Annotated in this window: 17 protein-coding genes and 1 other RNA gene; 10 read left to right on the forward strand and 8 right to left on the reverse strand. The window is 50.8% G+C overall.

Features of this window, described 5'->3' with window-relative positions:
* Window positions 1-67 precede the first annotated feature (67 nt).
* The gene (locus L2712_RS09080; RefSeq protein WP_248977577.1) at window positions 68-1516 is read right to left on the reverse strand and encodes a sigma-54 interaction domain-containing protein; all 1449 of its coding nucleotides are present in this window, start codon (window positions 1514-1516) and stop codon (window positions 68-70) included.
* A 443-nt stretch (window positions 1517-1959) separates the two neighbouring features.
* Between L2712_RS09080 and L2712_RS09085 the strand changes: the two genes are divergently transcribed.
* Window positions 1960-4548, forward strand: coding sequence for a TonB-dependent receptor plug domain-containing protein (locus L2712_RS09085; protein ID WP_248977672.1), 2589 nt, complete (start codon window positions 1960-1962; stop codon window positions 4546-4548).
* Window positions 4549-4637: 89 nt separating this feature from the next.
* Here the strand turns inward: L2712_RS09085 and L2712_RS09090 are convergent, their stop codons facing one another.
* Window positions 4638-5177, reverse strand: a complete 540-nt coding sequence (locus L2712_RS09090; protein WP_248977578.1) for a thioredoxin family protein — start codon at window positions 5175-5177, stop codon at window positions 4638-4640.
* A 290-nt stretch (window positions 5178-5467) separates the two neighbouring features.
* On the opposite strand from L2712_RS09090, the gene L2712_RS09095 reads away from it, so the two are divergent.
* Together L2712_RS09095 and L2712_RS09100 are read left to right on the forward strand one after the other, a co-directional pair.
* Window positions 5468-6946, forward strand: a complete 1479-nt coding sequence (locus L2712_RS09095) for a S10 family peptidase (RefSeq protein WP_346347562.1) — start codon at window positions 5468-5470, stop codon at window positions 6944-6946.
* Between the two features lie 21 nt (window positions 6947-6967).
* Window positions 6968-7582, forward strand: coding sequence for a LysE family translocator (locus tag L2712_RS09100; RefSeq protein ID WP_248977580.1), 615 nt, complete (start codon window positions 6968-6970; stop codon window positions 7580-7582).
* 63 nt (window positions 7583-7645) lie between these two features.
* Here the strand turns inward: L2712_RS09100 and L2712_RS09105 are convergent, their stop codons facing one another.
* Window positions 7646-7963: a DUF3144 domain-containing protein gene (locus tag L2712_RS09105; protein ID WP_248977581.1), complete on the reverse strand. Its 318-nt coding sequence runs from the start codon at window positions 7961-7963 to the stop codon at window positions 7646-7648.
* A 121-nt stretch (window positions 7964-8084) separates the two neighbouring features.
* Complete coding sequence (locus L2712_RS09110; RefSeq protein ID WP_248977582.1) at window positions 8085-8621, reverse strand: type II secretion system protein; 537 nt, start codon at window positions 8619-8621, stop codon at window positions 8085-8087.
* Window positions 8622-8758: 137 nt separating this feature from the next.
* Between L2712_RS09110 and ung the strand changes: the two genes are divergently transcribed.
* Both ung and L2712_RS09120 read left to right on the forward strand, forming a co-directional pair.
* A complete protein-coding gene (gene ung / locus L2712_RS09115; RefSeq protein WP_248977583.1) occupies window positions 8759-9427 on the forward strand; it encodes a uracil-DNA glycosylase in 669 nt (222 codons plus the stop codon).
* 188 nt (window positions 9428-9615) lie between these two features.
* Window positions 9616-10209, forward strand: coding sequence for a hypothetical protein (locus L2712_RS09120; RefSeq protein ID WP_248977584.1), 594 nt, complete (start codon window positions 9616-9618; stop codon window positions 10207-10209).
* A gap of 15 nt (window positions 10210-10224) precedes the next feature.
* On the opposite strand, the gene L2712_RS09125 is transcribed toward L2712_RS09120, so the two are convergent.
* The 4 genes from L2712_RS09125 to L2712_RS09140 form a co-directional block, all read right to left on the reverse strand.
* A complete protein-coding gene (locus L2712_RS09125) occupies window positions 10225-10674 on the reverse strand; it encodes a copper resistance protein NlpE (RefSeq protein WP_248977585.1) in 450 nt (149 codons plus the stop codon).
* A gap of 189 nt (window positions 10675-10863) precedes the next feature.
* Window positions 10864-11511 (reverse strand): 5-formyltetrahydrofolate cyclo-ligase, encoded by a 648-nt coding sequence (locus tag L2712_RS09130; RefSeq protein WP_248977586.1) that lies wholly within the window; start codon window positions 11509-11511, stop codon window positions 10864-10866.
* Between the two features lie 332 nt (window positions 11512-11843).
* Window positions 11844-12024: non-coding RNA, 6S RNA (ssrS, locus tag L2712_RS09135), on the reverse strand.
* Between the two features lie 87 nt (window positions 12025-12111).
* The gene (locus L2712_RS09140; RefSeq protein ID WP_033539711.1) at window positions 12112-12420 is read right to left on the reverse strand and encodes a cell division protein ZapA; all 309 of its coding nucleotides are present in this window, start codon (window positions 12418-12420) and stop codon (window positions 12112-12114) included.
* 294 nt (window positions 12421-12714) lie between these two features.
* Between L2712_RS09140 and L2712_RS09145 the strand changes: the two genes are divergently transcribed.
* The 5 genes from L2712_RS09145 (at window position 12715) to gcvH (ending at window position 17977) form a co-directional block, all read left to right on the forward strand.
* Window positions 12715-13287 (forward strand): UPF0149 family protein, encoded by a 573-nt coding sequence (locus L2712_RS09145; RefSeq protein WP_033539710.1) that lies wholly within the window; start codon window positions 12715-12717, stop codon window positions 13285-13287.
* A gap of 60 nt (window positions 13288-13347) precedes the next feature.
* Window positions 13348-14592, forward strand: coding sequence for a 2-octaprenyl-6-methoxyphenyl hydroxylase (gene ubiH, locus L2712_RS09150; protein WP_248977587.1), 1245 nt, complete (start codon window positions 13348-13350; stop codon window positions 14590-14592).
* 11 nt (window positions 14593-14603) lie between these two features.
* Window positions 14604-15812, forward strand: a complete 1209-nt coding sequence (locus L2712_RS09155) for an FAD-dependent oxidoreductase (protein ID WP_248977588.1) — start codon at window positions 14604-14606, stop codon at window positions 15810-15812.
* A gap of 476 nt (window positions 15813-16288) precedes the next feature.
* Window positions 16289-17383: a glycine cleavage system aminomethyltransferase GcvT gene (gcvT, locus tag L2712_RS09160; RefSeq protein WP_088903949.1), complete on the forward strand. Its 1095-nt coding sequence runs from the start codon at window positions 16289-16291 to the stop codon at window positions 17381-17383.
* Between the two features lie 204 nt (window positions 17384-17587).
* Complete coding sequence (gcvH, locus tag L2712_RS09165; protein ID WP_033539705.1) at window positions 17588-17977, forward strand: glycine cleavage system protein GcvH; 390 nt, start codon at window positions 17588-17590, stop codon at window positions 17975-17977.
* Window positions 17978-18029 lie beyond the last annotated feature (52 nt).

An 18029-nucleotide genomic window follows, 5' to 3' on the forward strand; every position in this document is an offset into this window, starting at 1 on the left:
GTAGTAGGTGTTAGCGATATATCGTGCTTTGGCGATATATCGCTAATTTACAGATTGTGTGGCGCTATTATCCCGGGCGCTTTATTCCGAGTTTTTGCATGCGGGATCTTAGGGTGCTGGCGGGCAGGCCAAGAACATTAGCGGCGCCATTGGGCCCGGAGATCCGCCAGTTGAGGCGTTTTAAGGTGCGGCGAATGTGGGCGGCCTCAACCTGCTGAAGGCTTTGAAATTCTCCCTTATCCTCGGGCGCAGGTTCGGCCTGCAGTGCGGGGATCTGCAAAATCTGTCCGTGGCAGAGTATGCTTTGACGTTCGATCACATTTTGCAGCTCTCGTACGTTGCCGGGCCAGTGATAAGCCATTAGGTGTTGCAGCCCTTGCTTACTGACCCCCTTTATCTTCTTACCTAACTTAAGATTCAGATTGGATACAATATCTTTGATTAATAAAGGGATATCTTCGAGTCGCTCGCGAAGCGGCGGTACATGCAGCGGAAATACATTGAGACGATAGTAGAGATCCATGCGAAACAATCCCTGTTCGACGCGTTTAAGCAAGTCGTGATGGGTCGCTGTCACCAGGCGGATATCGACCTTGATGGGAGTGCTGCTGCCCACGCGTTCAAACTCCTGCTCCTGGATCACCCTAAGCAGCTTAGACTGCGCCTCGAGGGAGAGTTCGGCCACTTCATCAAGAAACAGTGTGCCTCGATGCGCCAGTTCGAAGCGGCCTTTGCGGCGGCTGGTGGCCCCGGTAAAGGCACCTTTTTCATGGCCAAACAGCTCACTCTCAAGCAGTGTTGGCGAGAATGCGGCGCAGTTGACACTGACCAAGGGCTGATGGCTGCGATCGCTCAGCGCGTGTATGTTGCGGGCAACCAGTTCTTTACCCGTACCGTTTTCACCGTTGATCAGTACCGTACTATTGGTGTTGGCCACTAACTTGATCTGATCGATAAGTGACTGTATTGCCTCACTCTCACCCGATATATTGACCTCTTGCCTGTGGCTGGCCAGCTCGGTCAGCAGATAATCATTTTCGTTAGCCAGCTTCTCCGATAGCGCCTGCACCTGTTTCAGCGCTTCTCTGAGCGAGGCTTCGGTCTGTTTCTGAATGCTAATGTCACGAAATATCGCGACCACGCCTATTAGACGGTCCTGTTTGTACACTGGGGTAGAGGTGTAATGTACTGGAAAGCTGCTGCCATCCTTGCGCCAGAAGAGATCATGGCTGATCTCCCGTGCGATGCCATCGTGCAGCGTGTTGTAGATGGGGCACTCTTCCTGGGGATAGGGGCTGCCGTCGGCATGACTATGGTGGTGACAGTCGTGGATATTTTTACCCAGTAGCTCCTCTGCTTTCCAGCCTGTCATCCGCTCCGCTGCTGGGTTGATAAACACCGCATTGCCTTCGAGATCGAAACCGTATATCCCTTCTCCTACGGCGTTCAGTAGCAGTTTATTCTCAGGTAAAAAGTCCACATGGGCATCGGCTACCCCTTGGTGCTTACAACTCATTTTCCCCACTCCGTGTTGGTGCCTGTTCCGCTAGTTTAGCTTGTGTCACGATATTTCGCTAAAAAAAGATTTTAAGTGGTCAGGCACTGCATACCTAACACTGCATCATGGATGAACTCAATTATTCATTTAGAGGTATAGGTTAAATTTTAGTTAAATTTTTATCATGTTTTGAGTAATTGTTCTAGAGGGGCTGTTTGAGCTTTAATGGCTATTATTTTTAGTTTTTTGTCGTGAGATCATTGCTATTGTTCACATTTTCGAGTTAGTGGCTTATGGCCTATCTGACTTATTTAGACCAATTAATATTAGCAATTATTTCTCATTTGTTATAGAGGTGTAAATGAAATGTTTTTATTTCACTCTGGGGAACGCCTGTGGTGGTTCGTGTGTTTTAGGCGCGAATGATGGCGAAATATAACAAAAATTATGCGGGAAATATGATGATAACAAATAAGAATAAAGGTTTTGGCGTGAGTGCGCTTAGCTTTGCCATCTCGTTGGCGTTAACAGGGTCGTTAGCCAGTACACAGGCGCTTGCCGATGAGCTGCAGGCTGCAGCGTCTGACAATATTGAAAAGATCGCCGTGGTGGGGACACGTTCTGCCCCGCGCTCAATTGGTGATTCGCCAGTACCTATCGATATTATTAGCAGTGATGATCTTAAGAAAAATGGTTCTACCGACATGATCGACATGCTGGTGACCTCGGTACCTTCCTTCAACTCCCGTGCTCAGCCAATTAGTGATGCGGCCACTCTTATTCGTCCGGTCAACCTACGTGGCCTGCCGTCTGACAGTACCCTGGTATTGGTCAATGGCAAGCGTCGCCATAGAGCTTCGGTGATCGCTTTCCAGGGGGGCGGCATTAACGATGGTGCCCAGGGACCAGATATCTCTGTGATCCCCAGTGCGGCGCTAAAACAAGTTGAAGTGCTGCGTGACGGTGCCGCAGCGCAATATGGCTCAGATGCCATTGCCGGTGTGATGAACTTTGTTCTTAAAGATGACGCCGAAGGTGGCTCGATCACCGTAGGCCAAGGGGAGTACTACGAGGGTGACGGTGCCACCACCATAGATGCAAACGTGGGGCTACCTCTGTCTGACGCAGGTTTTGTTAACCTCAGCCTGCAATATAAGAATGCCGATCCTACCAGTCGCAGCATGCAGCGTCCCGATGCGGCAAACCTGATCGAGCAGGGCAACACCTTTGTCGAAGACCCGGCTCAGATTTGGGGTAACCCTGAGATCAAAGACGACTATAGCTTCTTCCTGAACTCAGGTTACGATATCAACGATAATGCGCGCTTCTATGCCTTCGGTAACCTTTCATCGCGCGATGTGGTGGGGGGATTCTACTATCGTAACCCTCACAATCGTGGCAATGTCTACTCGGTGGATGATGGCGAGACCTTGCTGGTGGGGGCGGTCAATGGCGATCCTTCGACCTGTGCCGTGGTCCCTATCCCTAAGGTAGATCTTGACGGTGATGGGATTCCCGATGTCGATGGCAACGTGCTCGAGACAGATGCCTACAAGGCGATGGTCGCCGACCCTAACTGTTTTGCCATGAACCAGCTGCGTCCCGGTGGTTACACACCACAATTTGCCGGTACCGTTGAAGATGCTTCATTTTTTGCTGGCGTGAAAGGTGAGATAGGCCAGTGGAACTATGATTTCAGCGCGGGGATGGGTAACAACAAGTCTACCTTCAGCCTGAAGAACTCGCTGAACCCCTCGCTGGGTTTAGATACGCCCACCGACTTTGAAACCGGCGCCTATGAGCAGGCCGAAACCACGGTTAACCTGGACTTCTCACGTATGTTTACCGTGGGCAGCGTAGAAGATATCAGCTTTGCCAGTGGATTCGAATGGCGAGAAGAGTCCTTTGAGATCACTCAGGGCGAGGAAGCTTCTTGGATCGCCGGTCCCTATGCCGACCAGGGCTTCAACATTGGCTCTCACGGCTTTAAGGGCTTTGGCCCCGAGGCGGCAGGTAAAAACTCACGTAACAACATAGGTGTGTATGCAGATATGGAAGCCTACCTGGGCGAGCGTTGGTTGCTTGGCGCCGCGCTGCGTTACGAGGATTTCTCAACCTTCGGTGACACCCTGAACTATAAGCTGACGGCGCAGTTCTCGGCCACCGACGCGCTCTCTTTCCGCGCTTCTCACAGCACTGGTTTCCGTGCGCCGACAGTGGGTCAGGAGAATGTGGTAAACACTCAGACCTCTATCGTTGAGGGCGATTTGATCCAGACCTTCATCGCGCCGCCAACGGATCCGCTATCGGCCTTCTATGGCGGTAAGGTGCTTAAGCCCGAAGAGTCGGTCAGCTACGCCATCGGCGCCGTATTTGAGCATGAAAACCTCTTCGTGACGGTCGACTACTACAATATTGAAGTGACTGGACGTATCGCTCAGTCGAGCCAGATAGAGGTCGAAGCCGATGACTATGAGGCGCTGCGCGCCGCTGGTGTCGAGTTCCCAGAGCTGATCTCTGCGGTGACTTACTACACCAATGACTTCGATACCACGACTCAGGGTATCGATCTGGTGGCCTCTTATGATGCTCAGCTGTTGTCTGGCGATACCAAGTTCAGCCTGGCCTATGGCTGGACAGATACCAGTGTCGACAAGTACAACCCAAATACTACAGATGAGGGTAAGGTGCGTCGTTTAGAGGAGGGGATCCCGTCTCATCGTGCAACCCTGACCTGGGCTCAGTCTTGGGACAGATTCAGCATGTCGCTGCGCGGTAACTACTTTGGCGAGTATTATGCGACCCACGCCGACGACACCTCGGATTGGGGCTCAGAAATGGCCGATGCGGCGGTAACCTTGGATCTTGAGCTGAGCTATCAGTTCCTCGATAGCCTGACAGTCTCTATCGGTGCCAATAACCTGTTTGATCAGGAAGCGCAGAAGCTGAAAGACGGTACCCGTGGTGAGCTCGGTGCGATCTACTATGAGAGTGGCCCGTTCGATTACAACGGTGGCTACTACTATGGTCGCGTGAACTACCGTTTCTAATATGATTCGGTGTTTATCGGATAGATGATGAAACAAGAAGGCTGCATTGCAGCCTTCTTTTTTAGCGACTCTTTCTGTGCTGAATACACTTAGCCGCGAAGGGGGAGGGCGCTGAGCAGATCATCGATAGATAGCACCCTGGGCAGCACCAGCCCATTAGGATGAGCCTGGCTATAAACGATATTAAAAGGCACGCCATAGGCTTGATACTTTGCCAGATAGGCCTCAATCATGGCATCGCTGTGGGTGAGATCGCCGCGCATCAACACCATATCCTTATCCTTTAATCGCTCAACCACCACAGCCTGATGCAGTACCCTGTCTTTATTGGCTTTGCAGATGTTGCACCAATCGGCGCTGACATCCACAAATACCGTTTTGCCCTCAGCGAGTATGCTCTCTATTTTTTCGGGGACGAGTGGCTGCCACACCAACTCTTTATAGGCATTGGCGTCGGCTTTAGGGTAGATAAAATAGCTGATGGCGCCATTAATAGATGCAAACACTAGCAGCAAGGCCAAGACGGCTGTGGGAATTTGACTGCCCTTTGCTTTCTTGTAACTGAGCCAGGCCAGGAGACCAAGCAGTAAGCTCAGGGTGAGAGCGCTGACCAATAAGATGCTATTCATGCTGTCCTTAGTATTTGTTTCATTGCATTATTTTACGGATCTGTCTTGCGTCGACCAGTGTAACACCCCTTGGCTTAATTAAAGCTTGTTGGCGAATGGGGTGTGAAAGATTTGTTTGCAATTGATGCTTTGCGCCGACTGTAGAATCTTTGTAAGCTGCCCCATCACCACAATAGAATAACAATAATAGGATGTTTTTAATGGCAGATTTATGTTTGCGACCCTTCTCGGTAATTCACAGCAAAATTAAATTGACCAAATATCTATGCGCTGCGGCTGGGCTGTCGCTCATGTTGTTGAGCTTGCCGGGTCATAGCGCAGAGCAGGACAAGGCAAAGACCGATAAGCCACAGGTCGCGGTCGAGCCTATGGTCTACACCAGCGAAGGTCAGGTTAAAATTGCAGGAGAGCGGGTACATTATCGCACCATAGCGTCAGAAACCATCTTGGAAGATGACAAAGATAAGCCGCTAGCCAGTATCTTTTCAGTGAGTTATCTGCGCACCAAGACAGACACTAAGACACCAAGACCAGTCACTTTTGTGTTTAACGGTGGGCCTGGCTCGGCATCGCTCTGGCTGCACATGGGCTTGTTTGGTCCTAAGCGTGTGGTAGTGCCGGGTGATGCCAAAGACGATGGCGCCGCTCCCTATCGTTTAGTGGATAACGAGTTTTCGATTCTGGATAAGTCTGATCTGGTGTTTATCGATCCCGTCGGCACAGGTTTTAGCCGAGCACTGGGGGAGAACAAGGGGCAAGATTTTTGGGGCGTGAAAGAGGATGCCCAGTCGATCGCCGAGTTTGTCCGCCGCTGGCTCATCGAACATGGCCGTTGGAATTCACCTAAATATATTGCCGGTGAGAGCTATGGCACGACCCGCGCGGCGGCATTGGTGAATGAGCTGCAATCTGGCTGGACAGATATTTCGGTCAATGGCGTTATGTTGATCTCATCGATTCTGGACTTTAGCCATGCCCGCTATCAGCCAGGAAACAATCAGCCCTATATCGGCTTCCTGCCAACCATGGCGGCGACCGCTTTTTACCATGACAAGGTGGCCGCCACCGATAAGGCGATGGGGTTAACCGCCTTCGTCGAGGCTGCGCGCCAGTTTGCGATAAAGGATTATGCCTTGGCGCTGTTGCAGGGCAGTCGTTTGCCTGAGCAGGATTATCAGGCGGTGCGTCAGCAGCTGGCTCGTTTTACCGGCTTGAGTGAAAGCTACTTAGACAGAGTGAATCTCAGGGTTAGTGCCAGTCGCTACACCAAGCAGCTGCTCAGGGACCAAGACCTCACAGTCGGTCGTTTAGACAGCCGTTATCTGGGGAGAGACTATGACAGTGGTGGCGAGCGCAACGATGGTGATCCTTCTGGTTATGGCATAGATGGTGCCTATACGGCGGCCATTCATGAATACCTGTATAAAGACCTTGGGGTGCAGATCACTCGTCCATTTAACGTACTCTCTGTCGACGTTAACCGAGGTTGGAACTGGAATATTAGCGGTAAGCAGATGCACTATGTCAATGTGGCGCCATACCTTGGCGAGGCGCAGCGGGAAAACAGCGACTTTAAGATCTTGGTGGCCAATGGTTACTATGACTTTGCGACTCCCTTCTTTGCCACCGAAAATACGATGGCCGACAATGGTATAGACAATAGCCGAGTAGAGATGCACTACTATGAGGCGGGCCATATGATGTATGTGGAGCCAGCATCGCTGGCGGCTCTGGCTAAGGATATTCGCCAGTTCTATCAGGCGAATTAATCTTGCGACAGAGGAAACGAAATGAGTTTTAGTGCGTGGCTGGGGTTGTTAGCCATCTGTTGTTTGGGGGCCATGTCTCCCGGGCCGAGTCTGGCCATGGTGGTGCGCCATACCTTAGGTGGCGGTCGGGCAAATGGCATTGTCTGTGCTTGGGCGCATTCCATTGGCATAGGCGTCTATGCCCTGGTCACCCTGCTTGGGCTTGCTGTGCTACTCAAGCAGGCGCCGCTGGTGTTCAATGGTATCGCCATTATTGGGGCGCTTTACCTGGCCTATATCGGTGTACAGGCGCTGCGCTCTAAAGGCGGGATGTCAGACAAGCTAGCGGCGGGGAAGTCGAGCGATCTTGTGACAGCAGCCCGTGATGGCATAGCTATCTCGTTGTTTAATCCCAAGATAATGCTATTTTTCCTGGCACTCTTTAGTCAGTTTGTGTTGGTGGCCGATGAGCTTTGGGGGAAGTCGCTTATCGTGTTGACGCCGCTGGTGGTCGATGGTCTTTGGTACACACTAATCGCGCTTTTGCTGTCGCACAAATCCGTGTTGCCTAAGCTCAGGGAGAAGGCGGGACTTATAGACAAACTCTCAGGGATAGTGTTGATTTTACTGGCGGTAAGGGTGCTAGTGACCCTCTAGTCTTAGGCTATGCGGCCAAGGTGTCTCCTTAGCCGCTAACCTGATTTCGCTTTTCAGCCGGCTCTAACCGTTAAATACCTGTACGGCATCGTCTTTAGCGGCTTCAGGCTCAGTCTTTGGTGGATTGTCGATATGATCATCCAGGTTATCGCTGAGCATCTCTTGATATTCTTTGGTAAACCACTCCAGAGCGTTAGCTTTTTCTGCCTTAAGATCGGCCGACTTAAGGGCGGCTTCGAAGGCATTGAAACGTGCTGCGGCAAAACGCAGTGCCGTGCCGACTTTGGCAACATCTTGCTCCTGGGCACTTAGCTCGTTGGCTAAGGCAATAAACTTATCGGCTAATTGAAAAATTGTGGTTTCTTTTTGCTGTTCAGACATGCGCTCGCTCACAGGTAAGTCAATTTGTAAGTCTGCATAGTAACGTAAATTAGCCGTTAGTGAAGCATAGATTTGGGCGTAATGAGATCTGTATCGCCAATCCTACCGGGTGTTTCAACCCTTAATTTAGCGGATCGCTATCTACGCTAACCTGGCCGCTACGCGAGTCATAGTAGATACTGAGTTTCTGGTTGTCGCTAAGGTGGTAGCGGCACTGATTTACGCTGATATAGTTGGCCTTATAATCTGTGTTACTCTGGTCATCGCTGCGTGAGACACTGGGTTCGTCCCCCTGGAAAATGGTTTCCCATACAGAGATACAATCTTCGACATTATCTAGTTGTGGTGAGGCTTCGTTGTCTGTGAAATAGTGCTGAGCTGGCCAGCCGTTGACATTAAAATCCATCTCACCACTTTCGTCATCGCCAAAGGTTTTAAGGTTTTCTGCCGGGCCTGAACCGACGCGAACGGCCCAGACGGCGTGGGCGAGATCGATGCCGGATTTAAAGGCGCCACCAGTGGCTTTGACGCTGGAGACTTGAGCGTCCTGAGACAGGTTGATAAATTTCGGCAAGGCGGTGACCGCCAGGATCCCCAGCACTATGATCACAACGACCAGTTCTATTAGGGTAAAACCATGTTTATGGGCTAAGGACATCAGCAAATCCTCTTGGTGTGCGCAGAAGGCACTCTAACTGGGTGTGAATGCTTGGTGTTTTGGCTGGCAATAAGAGTTTCATGCCGACAATACAACAGGATTTTAGTTTTTTTTTGAAGAGATAGAAAGAGATAGATATGACAGAGATCAGCCAATGGCAAGATTTTATCGCCGAGGAAGCGCAGCAAGATTACTTTCGCCAGTTACAGGACTTTGTGCAGGCTGAGCGAGACGCGGGTAAGGCGATCTATCCGGCTAAAGAGCAGGTCTTTAACGCCTTTGAGCTGACTCCACTTGATAAGGTGAGGGTGGTGTTGATAGGCCAGGACCCTTATCACGGTGAGGGGCAGGCCCATGGCCTCTGTTTCTCCGTGCAGCCCGGAGTTAAGGTGCCGCCATCGCTGATGAATATGTATAAGGAGCTGGCCAGTGATATCCATGGTTTTACTGTGCCTGACCATGGTTATTTAGCCAAATGGGCCGAGCAGGGGATATTGATGCTCAATACCGTGCTCACGGTGGAGCAGGGTAAGGCGCATTCCCATGCCAAGATGGGGTGGGAGACCTTTACCGACAATGCATTAAGGTTACTCAATGCCCAAAATCGTCCCATTATTTTCGTGTTATGGGGCGGGCATGCCATGAAGAAGAGCAAGTTAATTAAGGCGGCGCAGCACCATCTGGTGACCGGACCGCACCCATCGCCCCTGTCGGCGTATCGAGGATTTTTTGGCTGCAAACATTTCTCAAAAATCAATGCCTTGTTAAAGGATTTAGGGCAAACTCCGATCGAGTGGCAGATATAAAAAGCAGACAAACATGCTACAAAATCATACTTGCCGTACCATGAAAACCTAATTATATTGATACATGAGTGTAACGTAACTGTTAATGAAACTGATCTGGATGGCTCAGTTTCATTGCTTCAACGGGTTATGACCGCTTGGGTAGGTTGCAAACTTATCCGAACATGGCTTTCAAGGCGGACGGGAATATGGATATTAGAGCAAAGCGAGGAACGCTTGTTCGTTGGAATCAGGAGCAGCGCGTAGGCTTTATCGCACCGGAAGATGGTTCTGACGAACTCAGGATCTTTGGCATCAATCTACTCCCCTATGAACACATGCCCAAAGAGGGTGAGCCTGTCGTGTATCGACAGTGGAAAGACACGCTACGTGGCACTAAGGTGACTAAGGCCGAGATAGATCTGGGTAACCCCATCACACTGACCTCTCCCTTCGAATCTCACGATAAATTTGCCAATGACGATGCGATCAGTTGGCGCGTCAAGGTCGCATTGGTGGCACTTGCTATCGCCTTTGGTAATCTGCTTTACCTGTTTATGATTAATTACGATGTGTCCGGCGAGGTTGATATCAAACCGCCTGAAGGACTTTTTCCGCCCGGCTCTGAATACTATGTCGGCAAGCAAGATCTATCGGATGTGGTTTTTAGTTGCGATGCCCGGCAGCAGTGCCTGCAGATGACCTCTTGCCAGGAGGCCAAATACTTTGTGCAAAACTGCCCAGGGTTTCAAAGCAAAGTGGGTGATATGCCCTGTGAAACGCTTTGGTGTAAACCTGATTAGGTGCCACTTAGATGATCAGTTAGATTTTCTCAGTTGATATTGCTGTGCCAGTGCCCCTTTAATGCGTTCGCCCTTATCATCTAACATAAACAGAATATTCTCACCGACCTGAAGCTGCATGCCTCTGGCTTTGTCATCTAAGGTGATCTTATTGCCCTGGCCATTCCAGCGAAATTGCCCTTGTTGCTCAATCCCCTGTTGCTTGTCTGATTTCCCCAGGTATACCTGACTGAGTTGGTAGCTGTAGTCGGCGTTAAGCTGCAGACGCAGAGCTATCCCTTGGCAGTCGGCGCAGGGCAGGGTGCCCGTATAGAGGCCGGGCCAATCCAGCGCGTTGCGGCTGGTATCACCTATGGGGATTTCGGCTGTTTTCACGGCTTGTGGCTCAGGTGCTTGACTGGTTTGCTGGGCACAGGCGCTAAGGGCAAGCAGGGCCATGGGCAGTAATCGCGCGGCAATCTTCATTTATCTTTTCCTTATTGGCGGCGTGAGCATGACTGAGGTAGAAACAGGGATGCGTAACACTTAAAAATACGATACTTGTCTTTGCACACTTTAGCCCGTCTTGGTGGGGCTTTCAAAGTGGGTTTCACTATGGCTTTGCTTGCTCCGGTATTAAAACGTTCCGATGACAAAAATTAGACTAGATCTGCTTTATCTAACATTAGTGTTGGCCGTTAATGACTCCTCCGGAACAAACAGTATATTTGATGGGGTGACGATAAGCGGCAGTGGAATATCCCAGTGTTCGGTGGGCAGTGATTCGACCCGCTGACAGTCATGGGCATAGCCGATGGGGTAGGGTTTACCCGTAAGCTGCCAGTCGCTCAGGCAGCGGTCATAATAGCCGCCACCCATTCCCATACGATTCCCCTGCTCATCGAAGGCCACCAGAGGCGTAATGATGACGTCGAGATCCTGGGGCAGAATCATCTCGGTAATATCAAGCTTGGGTTCCCAAATCTTAAGGCGGTTTTGGAGCAGATGGCTGGTGGGCAGGTATCTAAAAAACAATAAATTGCCTTTAGAAAATGGGTGTAGCCTCGGCAAATAGACGGTCACGCCCTGTTGCCATAGGGTTTCAATCAGGGGCTGGGTATCGAGCTCACCATCGCTGGTGAGGTATAGCGCCACGTGTTTGGCCTGACGTTGGCGGATGATCTCCATTAGGCGAGCTGCAGCCTCGTGGGCAAATCGTTTCTGCGCATCAGCGGGGATCGCCCGTCTTGCGCTGCGGACCTTATCTCGTATGGCTTGACGATCGATCTGCTTGGCCGCACTCGGTGTAAAGGCTGGTTTCAATATCCCTGCTCCCGTTAAAGAGGTCACTGAAGTCATTAGTGATTGAGCCACAGTCTAGCTTTGTTGTATCTGAGTTTTCAACACACTAAAGATAGAGGTTTGAATTTGATGGCGGCCAAGGCTAACTTGCTTGGGATATAAAAAAGGCCGAAAAGTGACCTTTTCAGATCAATGCCTTCCAGCCTCTCTAATTTGAATTGCTCCCCAAGATGCCGTTATCTGTGTGGCCCTTGAACCCATAAGGGGGTCGAGGCGGGATGCTTGCCTGGGATATAAAAAAGGCCGGAAGGTTATCTTTTCAGACCTATGCCTTCCAGCCTCTTTAATTTGAATTGCTCCCCAAGATGCCGTTACCGGTGTAGCCCTTGAACCGTAGGTTCAAGGCGGGTAAATGATTAAATCCTAAGGCTTCTCGGTTCGCGCCGAGCTTGCGCAATGTCATCAAAACATTCACCCTGAGTTTGTAAATATCGGCACAGGGACATAACCGACTCACGCACACCACAGGGAGCAAAATTGTTGCGTATCGACTCAGGCTTGGCCTGTTAGCCTAGCGGAGATTCAAGTAATGAATCGTCTCGCCTCACGCGTAATTACAGTTTAATCGTCTTTCGTTGCGCGCTCAACTAGCGCACTCTCTAAGGTCGACTGCAGCAGACCGATTTTTTCATCCATCTGCTTAATATAATCTTGATTCTTCTTCTGTTCTTCCAATAACTCGTAGCCAATATTAAGTGCCGCCATAATGGCAATTTCTTCTCTACTTAAGTTTTTGGTACGAACACGCAGGGAACTTAGCTGCTTTTCCAGCTTGTTGGCCACATGACGCAAAGCATCTTCCTGTCCAATCGGACAAGCGATGGAGTAGGTACGGCCCAATAAGCTAATTTCTATAGCATGGCTACTCATTTGCGATGTAGATCCTTTTATCCTGTTGTTGAGCGGACTATATCGGGCTGCCCTGGAAAGTGCAATAACACTGGGGGCTTAATAACGCTTTGTTAGATTAAATGTTGTTTAGATAACCAATAGTTTAGGTCACCGTGGTGAAAGGTGTTCGAATTCTGCGCTAAGTGAACGCTGGCGGAGTTTAAAGGGCTCGATGGCGTCAAAATACCTTATGCTCAGCCTACCGCTTTTGGCTTGGTCGTGCAGGCCAGATCTGCTAGCATGTCAGAAGTGATTTTACGATTGGAACCTCTTATGGCAACCCCTCCCTCTTTACGTATCGAAATTCTTTTCGCCGAGCTTACAGCAGCCGAGATCGCACAACATCCCGTAGAAGTTCATGGTTCCCTTGTTGGGCTTATCTGTGGTGGTGTGGGACAGGCCAAGAGCGAGTGGATCAAGCCGCTGCTGGAGCTGATCAACGACGGTCAGTTGCCGCCACCTTCTTTGGTGCAGCTGCTTGAGGAACTCTACCAAGATACTATCGCGCGCATCACAGACGCGGAATTTGGTTTTACTCCTATGGCGCCTGAAGAGGAAGAAGCTTTAAGCAAGCGTGTCGAGGCGCTCTCTTTATGGGTGCAGAGCTTTCTTACGGGGATTGCCATGGCACAGCCTAAACTGAATCGCGCCTCGAGTGATGTGAAAGAGGTGATTAAAGATTTGGCAGAGATCGCTCAGGTTGAATTTGATGTGGCCGAAGATGAAGAGTCTGAAGCGGCTTATATTGAGCTGATGGAGTTTGCCCGCATGGCGGCGCTGCTCTGTTATGCCGAATTCGGTCCAGAACCGAGCGAGATCAAAGATCAAGACCCCATGATTCATTAATATTGTCTGCATTTATCGGGGCGAGCAGGGTTAACTGCTTGCCACAGAAAGAGAAAGTGAATGACCACTTCGTCTACCCCTAATAACGCATTTGATATTGCCATCGTTGGCGGTGCCATGGCCGGTGCCACCTTGGCACTTGGGCTGGCTAACCTGGCACAGGTTCAGCAGCGACCGCTGCGTATTGCGCTTATTGAAGCCAATCGCCCAGGTGATGGCCATCCCGGCTTCGATGCCCGCTCCATCGCTATCGCTCAGGGCTCCATATTCGAACTCGAACGTCTAGGTATCTGGCCTAAATTGTCCCACCTGGGCACGGCGATAGAAAATATTCATGTTTCAGATCGTGGCCATTTTGGCATGACCACACTTAACGCCAGTGATTTTCATCTGCCGTATCTGGGCCAGGTGGTGGAGCTTGAGCGGGTCGGTGCCAAACTGTTTAGCCTGCTGGAGCAACAGGATGTCAGCCTGTTCTGTCCTGCTAAGGTGGCCAGTATCGTCGCCGGAGTAGATGCTCAGCAATTGACACTAGACGATGGCACTGCCATCAGCGCCAAGCTGGTCGTGGCCGCCGATGGTTTGAATTCTAAGATCAGACAAGATTTTAAGCAGCCGCTTGAACAGGTGGATTTCGAGCAGGTCGCGGTGGTGGCCAATGTGCTCACCGATAAGCCACATCAAGAATGGGCCTATGAGCGCTTTACCGACAGTGGTCCGTTGGCTATCTTGCCTATGGCTAATGTCGATGGTCAGTCCCGTGTCTCCTTGGTGTGGGCCTTGGCGCCCGAACATGCCGAGCTAATGCTAGGAGCGGAAAAGAGCGCGTTTTTAGATGCGCTGCAAGATGCCTTTGGTTATCGAGCCGGTCGATTTATCGACGTGGGCGAGCGCTATGCCTATCCACTCAAGCTGTCTTACATGGCGCGCCCCATTTATCAGCGCACCGTATTTATCGGCAACGCAGCGCAGACACTGCATCCCATCGCAGGTCAGGGCTTTAACCTGGGGCTAAGGGATCTGGTCTGCTTGCTCGAGGTGATCGGCGAGGCGCTCGAACAGGGCGAGGATATTGGCGGTGCCAAGCTAACCCATGAATATCTGAGTCGCCGTCAGCAAGATCGCGACGCCACCATAGCTAATGTCGAATTCTTAGTGCGCGGTTTCTCTAATCAGTATTGGCCTCTGGTAGCCGGACGTAACCTAGGGCTGCGGCTACTCTCCTGGTGCCCGCCGCTTAAGACGCCTATTGCTCGTAAAGCCATGGGGTGGAAATCGCCCCAATCTGCCAGCCAGTTTCGATAAAGGATCTTTATATGTTCAGTACACAAACCTATGACGTGGCTATTGTCGGCGGAGGCATGGTGGGCTTGGCAACTGCCATCGGCCTTGGGCAAGAAGGCTTGCGGGTCGTGGTGATCGACGCCAGTGAAACCCATGCCGTATCGGGCGAGGCCAGGCTGCGTGTCAGCGCCATCAACAAGGCCAGTCAACGATTGCTTACCCATCTGGGAGCCTGGGCTTATATCGACGAGTCCCGCATCGGCCCCTATCAGAAGATGGCGGTGTGGGATAAGGATAGCTTGGGCAAGATAGGCTTCGATGCCCATTCGATTAGCGAGCAGACTCTGGGCAGCATCATAGAGAACGACAACATCAGCCATGCGCTGGCGACCCGAGCCAGTGAGCTAACTGAAATCACTCACCTGGAAAATCATCGTTTGGAAAAGATCGCCTTTGGTGAGCGTGAGGCCTGGTTGACCCTGGATAATGGCGACAACCTGTCGGCGGCGCTGGTGATTGGCGCTGATGGTGCCAACTCCTGGGTGCGCGAGCAATGTAAGATCCCCATGACTTTTTGGGACTATGGCCATAACGCCATTGTTGCCTCGATTCGCACCGAGCTGCCCCACAACGCCACCGCCAGACAGGTGTTCTTAAGCGAAGGCCCATTGGCGTTTCTGCCACTATTTGAAAAAGATCTCTGCTCTATCGTCTGGTCGGTGCCGCCGGCCAAGGCGCAAAGCCTCTTGGAAGGTGACAAGGTGCAGTTTGAGCGCAGTTTAACGGCCGCCTTCGACGGTAAGCTGGGCATGTGCAAGCTTGAGAGTGAGCCGCAGGCCTTCCCGCTACGGATGCGTTATGCCCGTCACTTTGCCCGTCATCGCCTGGTGCTTGCCGGGGATGCGGCTCACACCATACACCCGCTGGCAGGTCAGGGCGTCAACTTAGGTTTTCTAGACGCCGCGGCTATTATCGAGACGCTGAGTGAGCTAAAGGCCAAGGGCAAAGATATTGGCGATTATGCCAATTTACGTGCCCTTGAGCGTTGGCGTAAGGCCGATGCGCTGGAGATGATCGCGGCGATGGAAGGCTTTAAACGCTTGTTCGAAGGCAGCAATCCGGTTAAGAAGGCCCTGCGCGATCTGGGCCTTAACCTGGTTGATAACCTTTCTCCTGTGAAAACACTGTTTATGCAACAGGCTATGGGTAACAAAACCCGCTTGCCTGAGTTGTGTAAGTAGGTCGTGCTAGAATGCGGCGCCTTATCATTTTGTTTTTAAATACAAGTGGTTGACATCATTTGATTTGATATACGGATTTTCATGTAACAAAACTACATTTTAAACATGAGAAAAAGTAATGGAAAAATGGTTCGGATTAGAAAATTCTCTTGTATACAAAACTGTGACGCAAGGTATAATTTCGCCGCATTTTGATACCAAACACGTATCTTAAAACAAAATTTGTTGATGCATCTTATTCGACGCAATTGATGCAAAAACTCATCTTTGCAATCACATCCTGGCCCTATGTACCCTAGGTTCAGGTGTGTCAGTTCGAGGCGGTTTACGATGACCGTCTGCATCGCTTAAGCCTATTGATGACAAGAGAGTGCTTGACCGACCCTTTCGGCCTTAGCCCCATTTCATCAATCACGCCCTAGCACTGAGGCACCGCCAGGTAAGACCCGAAAAGGGCAAAAAAAGAAGAGATAATAATGGCTAATAAAACTGTACTCTTTAACAAGCACCTAGAAGCTAACGCCAAAATGGTCGACTTCCACGGTTGGGACATGCCGCTAAACTACGGCTCTCAAATCGAAGAACACCATGTAGTGCGTCAAGACGCAGGTATGTTTGACGTGTCTCACATGACAGTAGTTGATGTTACGGGTGCTGAGGCCTGTGCTTTTCTTCGTAAACTGCTGGCTAATGACGTCGCCAAACTTAAGGTGCCAGGTAAGGCACTCTACGGTGGCATGTTAGACCATAATGCAGGCGTTATTGACGACCTGATCACCTATTATCTCAGCGACACCCATTACCGTATCGTAGTGAACTCGGCGACTCGCGAAAAAGACCTCGCCTGGATCAACGAGCAAGTTAAAGGCTATGACGTAACCGTCACTGAGCGTCCTGAACTGTCTATGATCGCCGTTCAAGGTCCTAACGCTAAGGCGAAAGCCGCAGCGGTATTTACCGACGAGCAAAACGCCGCAGTAGAAGGCATGAAGCCTTTCTTCGGTGTGCAGTCTGGCTCTCTCTTTATTGCGACCACAGGTTACACAGGCGAAGCCGGTTACGAAATCATCGTACCTGAAGCCGAAGCCGAAGCCCTGTGGCAAGCTCTGTTAGACGCTGGCGTTAAGCCATGTGGTCTGGGCGCCCGTGACACCCTACGTTTAGAAGCTGGTATGAACCTTTATGGCCAGGACATGGACGAGAGCGTTAACCCGCTGGCGGCCAACATGGGGTGGACCATAGCCTGGGAACCTGAAGACCGTGACTTTATCGGCCGTGAAGCGCTGACCGCTATTAAAGCGGCAGGCACAGAGAAGCTAGTTGGTCTGGTGATGGAAGCTAAGGGCGTACTGCGCACCGGCATGTCAGTATTTTTCACCGACGCAAACGGCGTTGAACAGCAAGGCACTATCACCAGTGGCACCTTCTCACCAACACTAGGTTACTCAATCGCCATGGCGCGTGTGCCTAATTCTGTTGGCGATGTCGCAGAAGTAGAGATGCGCAAGAAGCGCGTCCCTGTTAAAGTGATCGCACCTAGCTTCGTGCGTAACGGTAAGCAGGCCTTCTAACTGTTTGATAAGGGTTATCTCTGTTTAGCCGCCGGGCTGTCGAAAGGGCAATGGCGGGCCTGAGTTGCTGTGCATTATGCAACCTAAGCAACTTAGGCCAAAGCTGCTAAAATATCGGCTGACCCAGTCGAATGACAGGCGCTTGAGTGGTTATACAGTCTTAGTTTTTAAAAATTTAGCACTACGGAACAAGGAACAAAAATAATGAGCAATATTCCGACTGAATTGAAATACGCTTCTTCACACGAATGGATCCGCAAAGAAGAAGACGGTTCATACACTGTTGGTATCAGTGAGCACGCCCAAGAACTTCTAGGCGACATGGTATTCGTTGAGCTACCAGAAGTTGGCGACACTGTTAGCGCTGGTGATGACTGTGCGGTAGCCGAGTCGGTAAAAGCCGCTTCAGACATCTACGCGCCACTTTCAGGTGAAGTTATTGCGGTTAACGAAGCCCTAGAAGATTCTCCTGAGCTGGTTAACAGCGACGCTTACGGTGATGGCTGGTTCTTCCGCATCACGCCAAGCGACCTGAGCGAACTAGACAATTTGCTTGATGCCGAAGGCTATCAAGCGGTTATCGACGAAGAGTAATTGTCGATGCCTACGAAGCCCCATATCGCAAAGAGATGGGGCTTCGTTCGTT

The organism is Shewanella marisflavi, assembly GCF_023283925.1.
Classification (GTDB): Bacteria; Pseudomonadota; Gammaproteobacteria; order Enterobacterales; family Shewanellaceae; genus Shewanella; species Shewanella marisflavi.

Coding starts and splice junctions, on each gene's coding strand:
- L2712_RS09090 (WP_248977578.1), bottom strand. CDS start 5,177: ATGAATAGCATCTTATTGGTCAGCGCTCTCACCCTGAGCTTACTGCTT.
- L2712_RS09120 (WP_248977584.1), top strand. CDS start 9,616: ATGGATATTAGAGCAAAGCGAGGAACGCTTGTTCGTTGGAATCAGGAG.
- L2712_RS09110 (WP_248977582.1), bottom strand. CDS start 8,621: ATGTCCTTAGCCCATAAACATGGTTTTACCCTAATAGAACTGGTCGTT.
- L2712_RS09125 (WP_248977585.1), bottom strand. CDS start 10,674: ATGAAGATTGCCGCGCGATTACTGCCCATGGCCCTGCTTGCCCTTAGC.
- gcvH (WP_033539705.1), top strand. CDS start 17,588: ATGAGCAATATTCCGACTGAATTGAAATACGCTTCTTCACACGAATGG.
- L2712_RS09080 (WP_248977577.1), bottom strand. CDS start 1,516: ATGAGTTGTAAGCACCAAGGGGTAGCCGATGCCCATGTGGACTTTTTA.
- L2712_RS09085 (WP_248977672.1), top strand. CDS start 1,960: ATGATAACAAATAAGAATAAAGGTTTTGGCGTGAGTGCGCTTAGCTTT.
- L2712_RS09105 (WP_248977581.1), bottom strand. CDS start 7,963: ATGTCTGAACAGCAAAAAGAAACCACAATTTTTCAATTAGCCGATAAG.
- gcvT (WP_088903949.1), top strand. CDS start 16,289: ATGGCTAATAAAACTGTACTCTTTAACAAGCACCTAGAAGCTAACGCC.
- ubiH (WP_248977587.1), top strand. CDS start 13,348: ATGACCACTTCGTCTACCCCTAATAACGCATTTGATATTGCCATCGTT.
- L2712_RS09140 (WP_033539711.1), bottom strand. CDS start 12,420: ATGAGTAGCCATGCTATAGAAATTAGCTTATTGGGCCGTACCTACTCC.
- L2712_RS09095 (WP_346347562.1), top strand. CDS start 5,468: ATGTTGTTGAGCTTGCCGGGTCATAGCGCAGAGCAGGACAAGGCAAAG.
- ung (WP_248977583.1), top strand. CDS start 8,759: ATGACAGAGATCAGCCAATGGCAAGATTTTATCGCCGAGGAAGCGCAG.
- L2712_RS09100 (WP_248977580.1), top strand. CDS start 6,968: ATGAGTTTTAGTGCGTGGCTGGGGTTGTTAGCCATCTGTTGTTTGGGG.
- L2712_RS09145 (WP_033539710.1), top strand. CDS start 12,715: ATGGCAACCCCTCCCTCTTTACGTATCGAAATTCTTTTCGCCGAGCTT.
- L2712_RS09155 (WP_248977588.1), top strand. CDS start 14,604: ATGTTCAGTACACAAACCTATGACGTGGCTATTGTCGGCGGAGGCATG.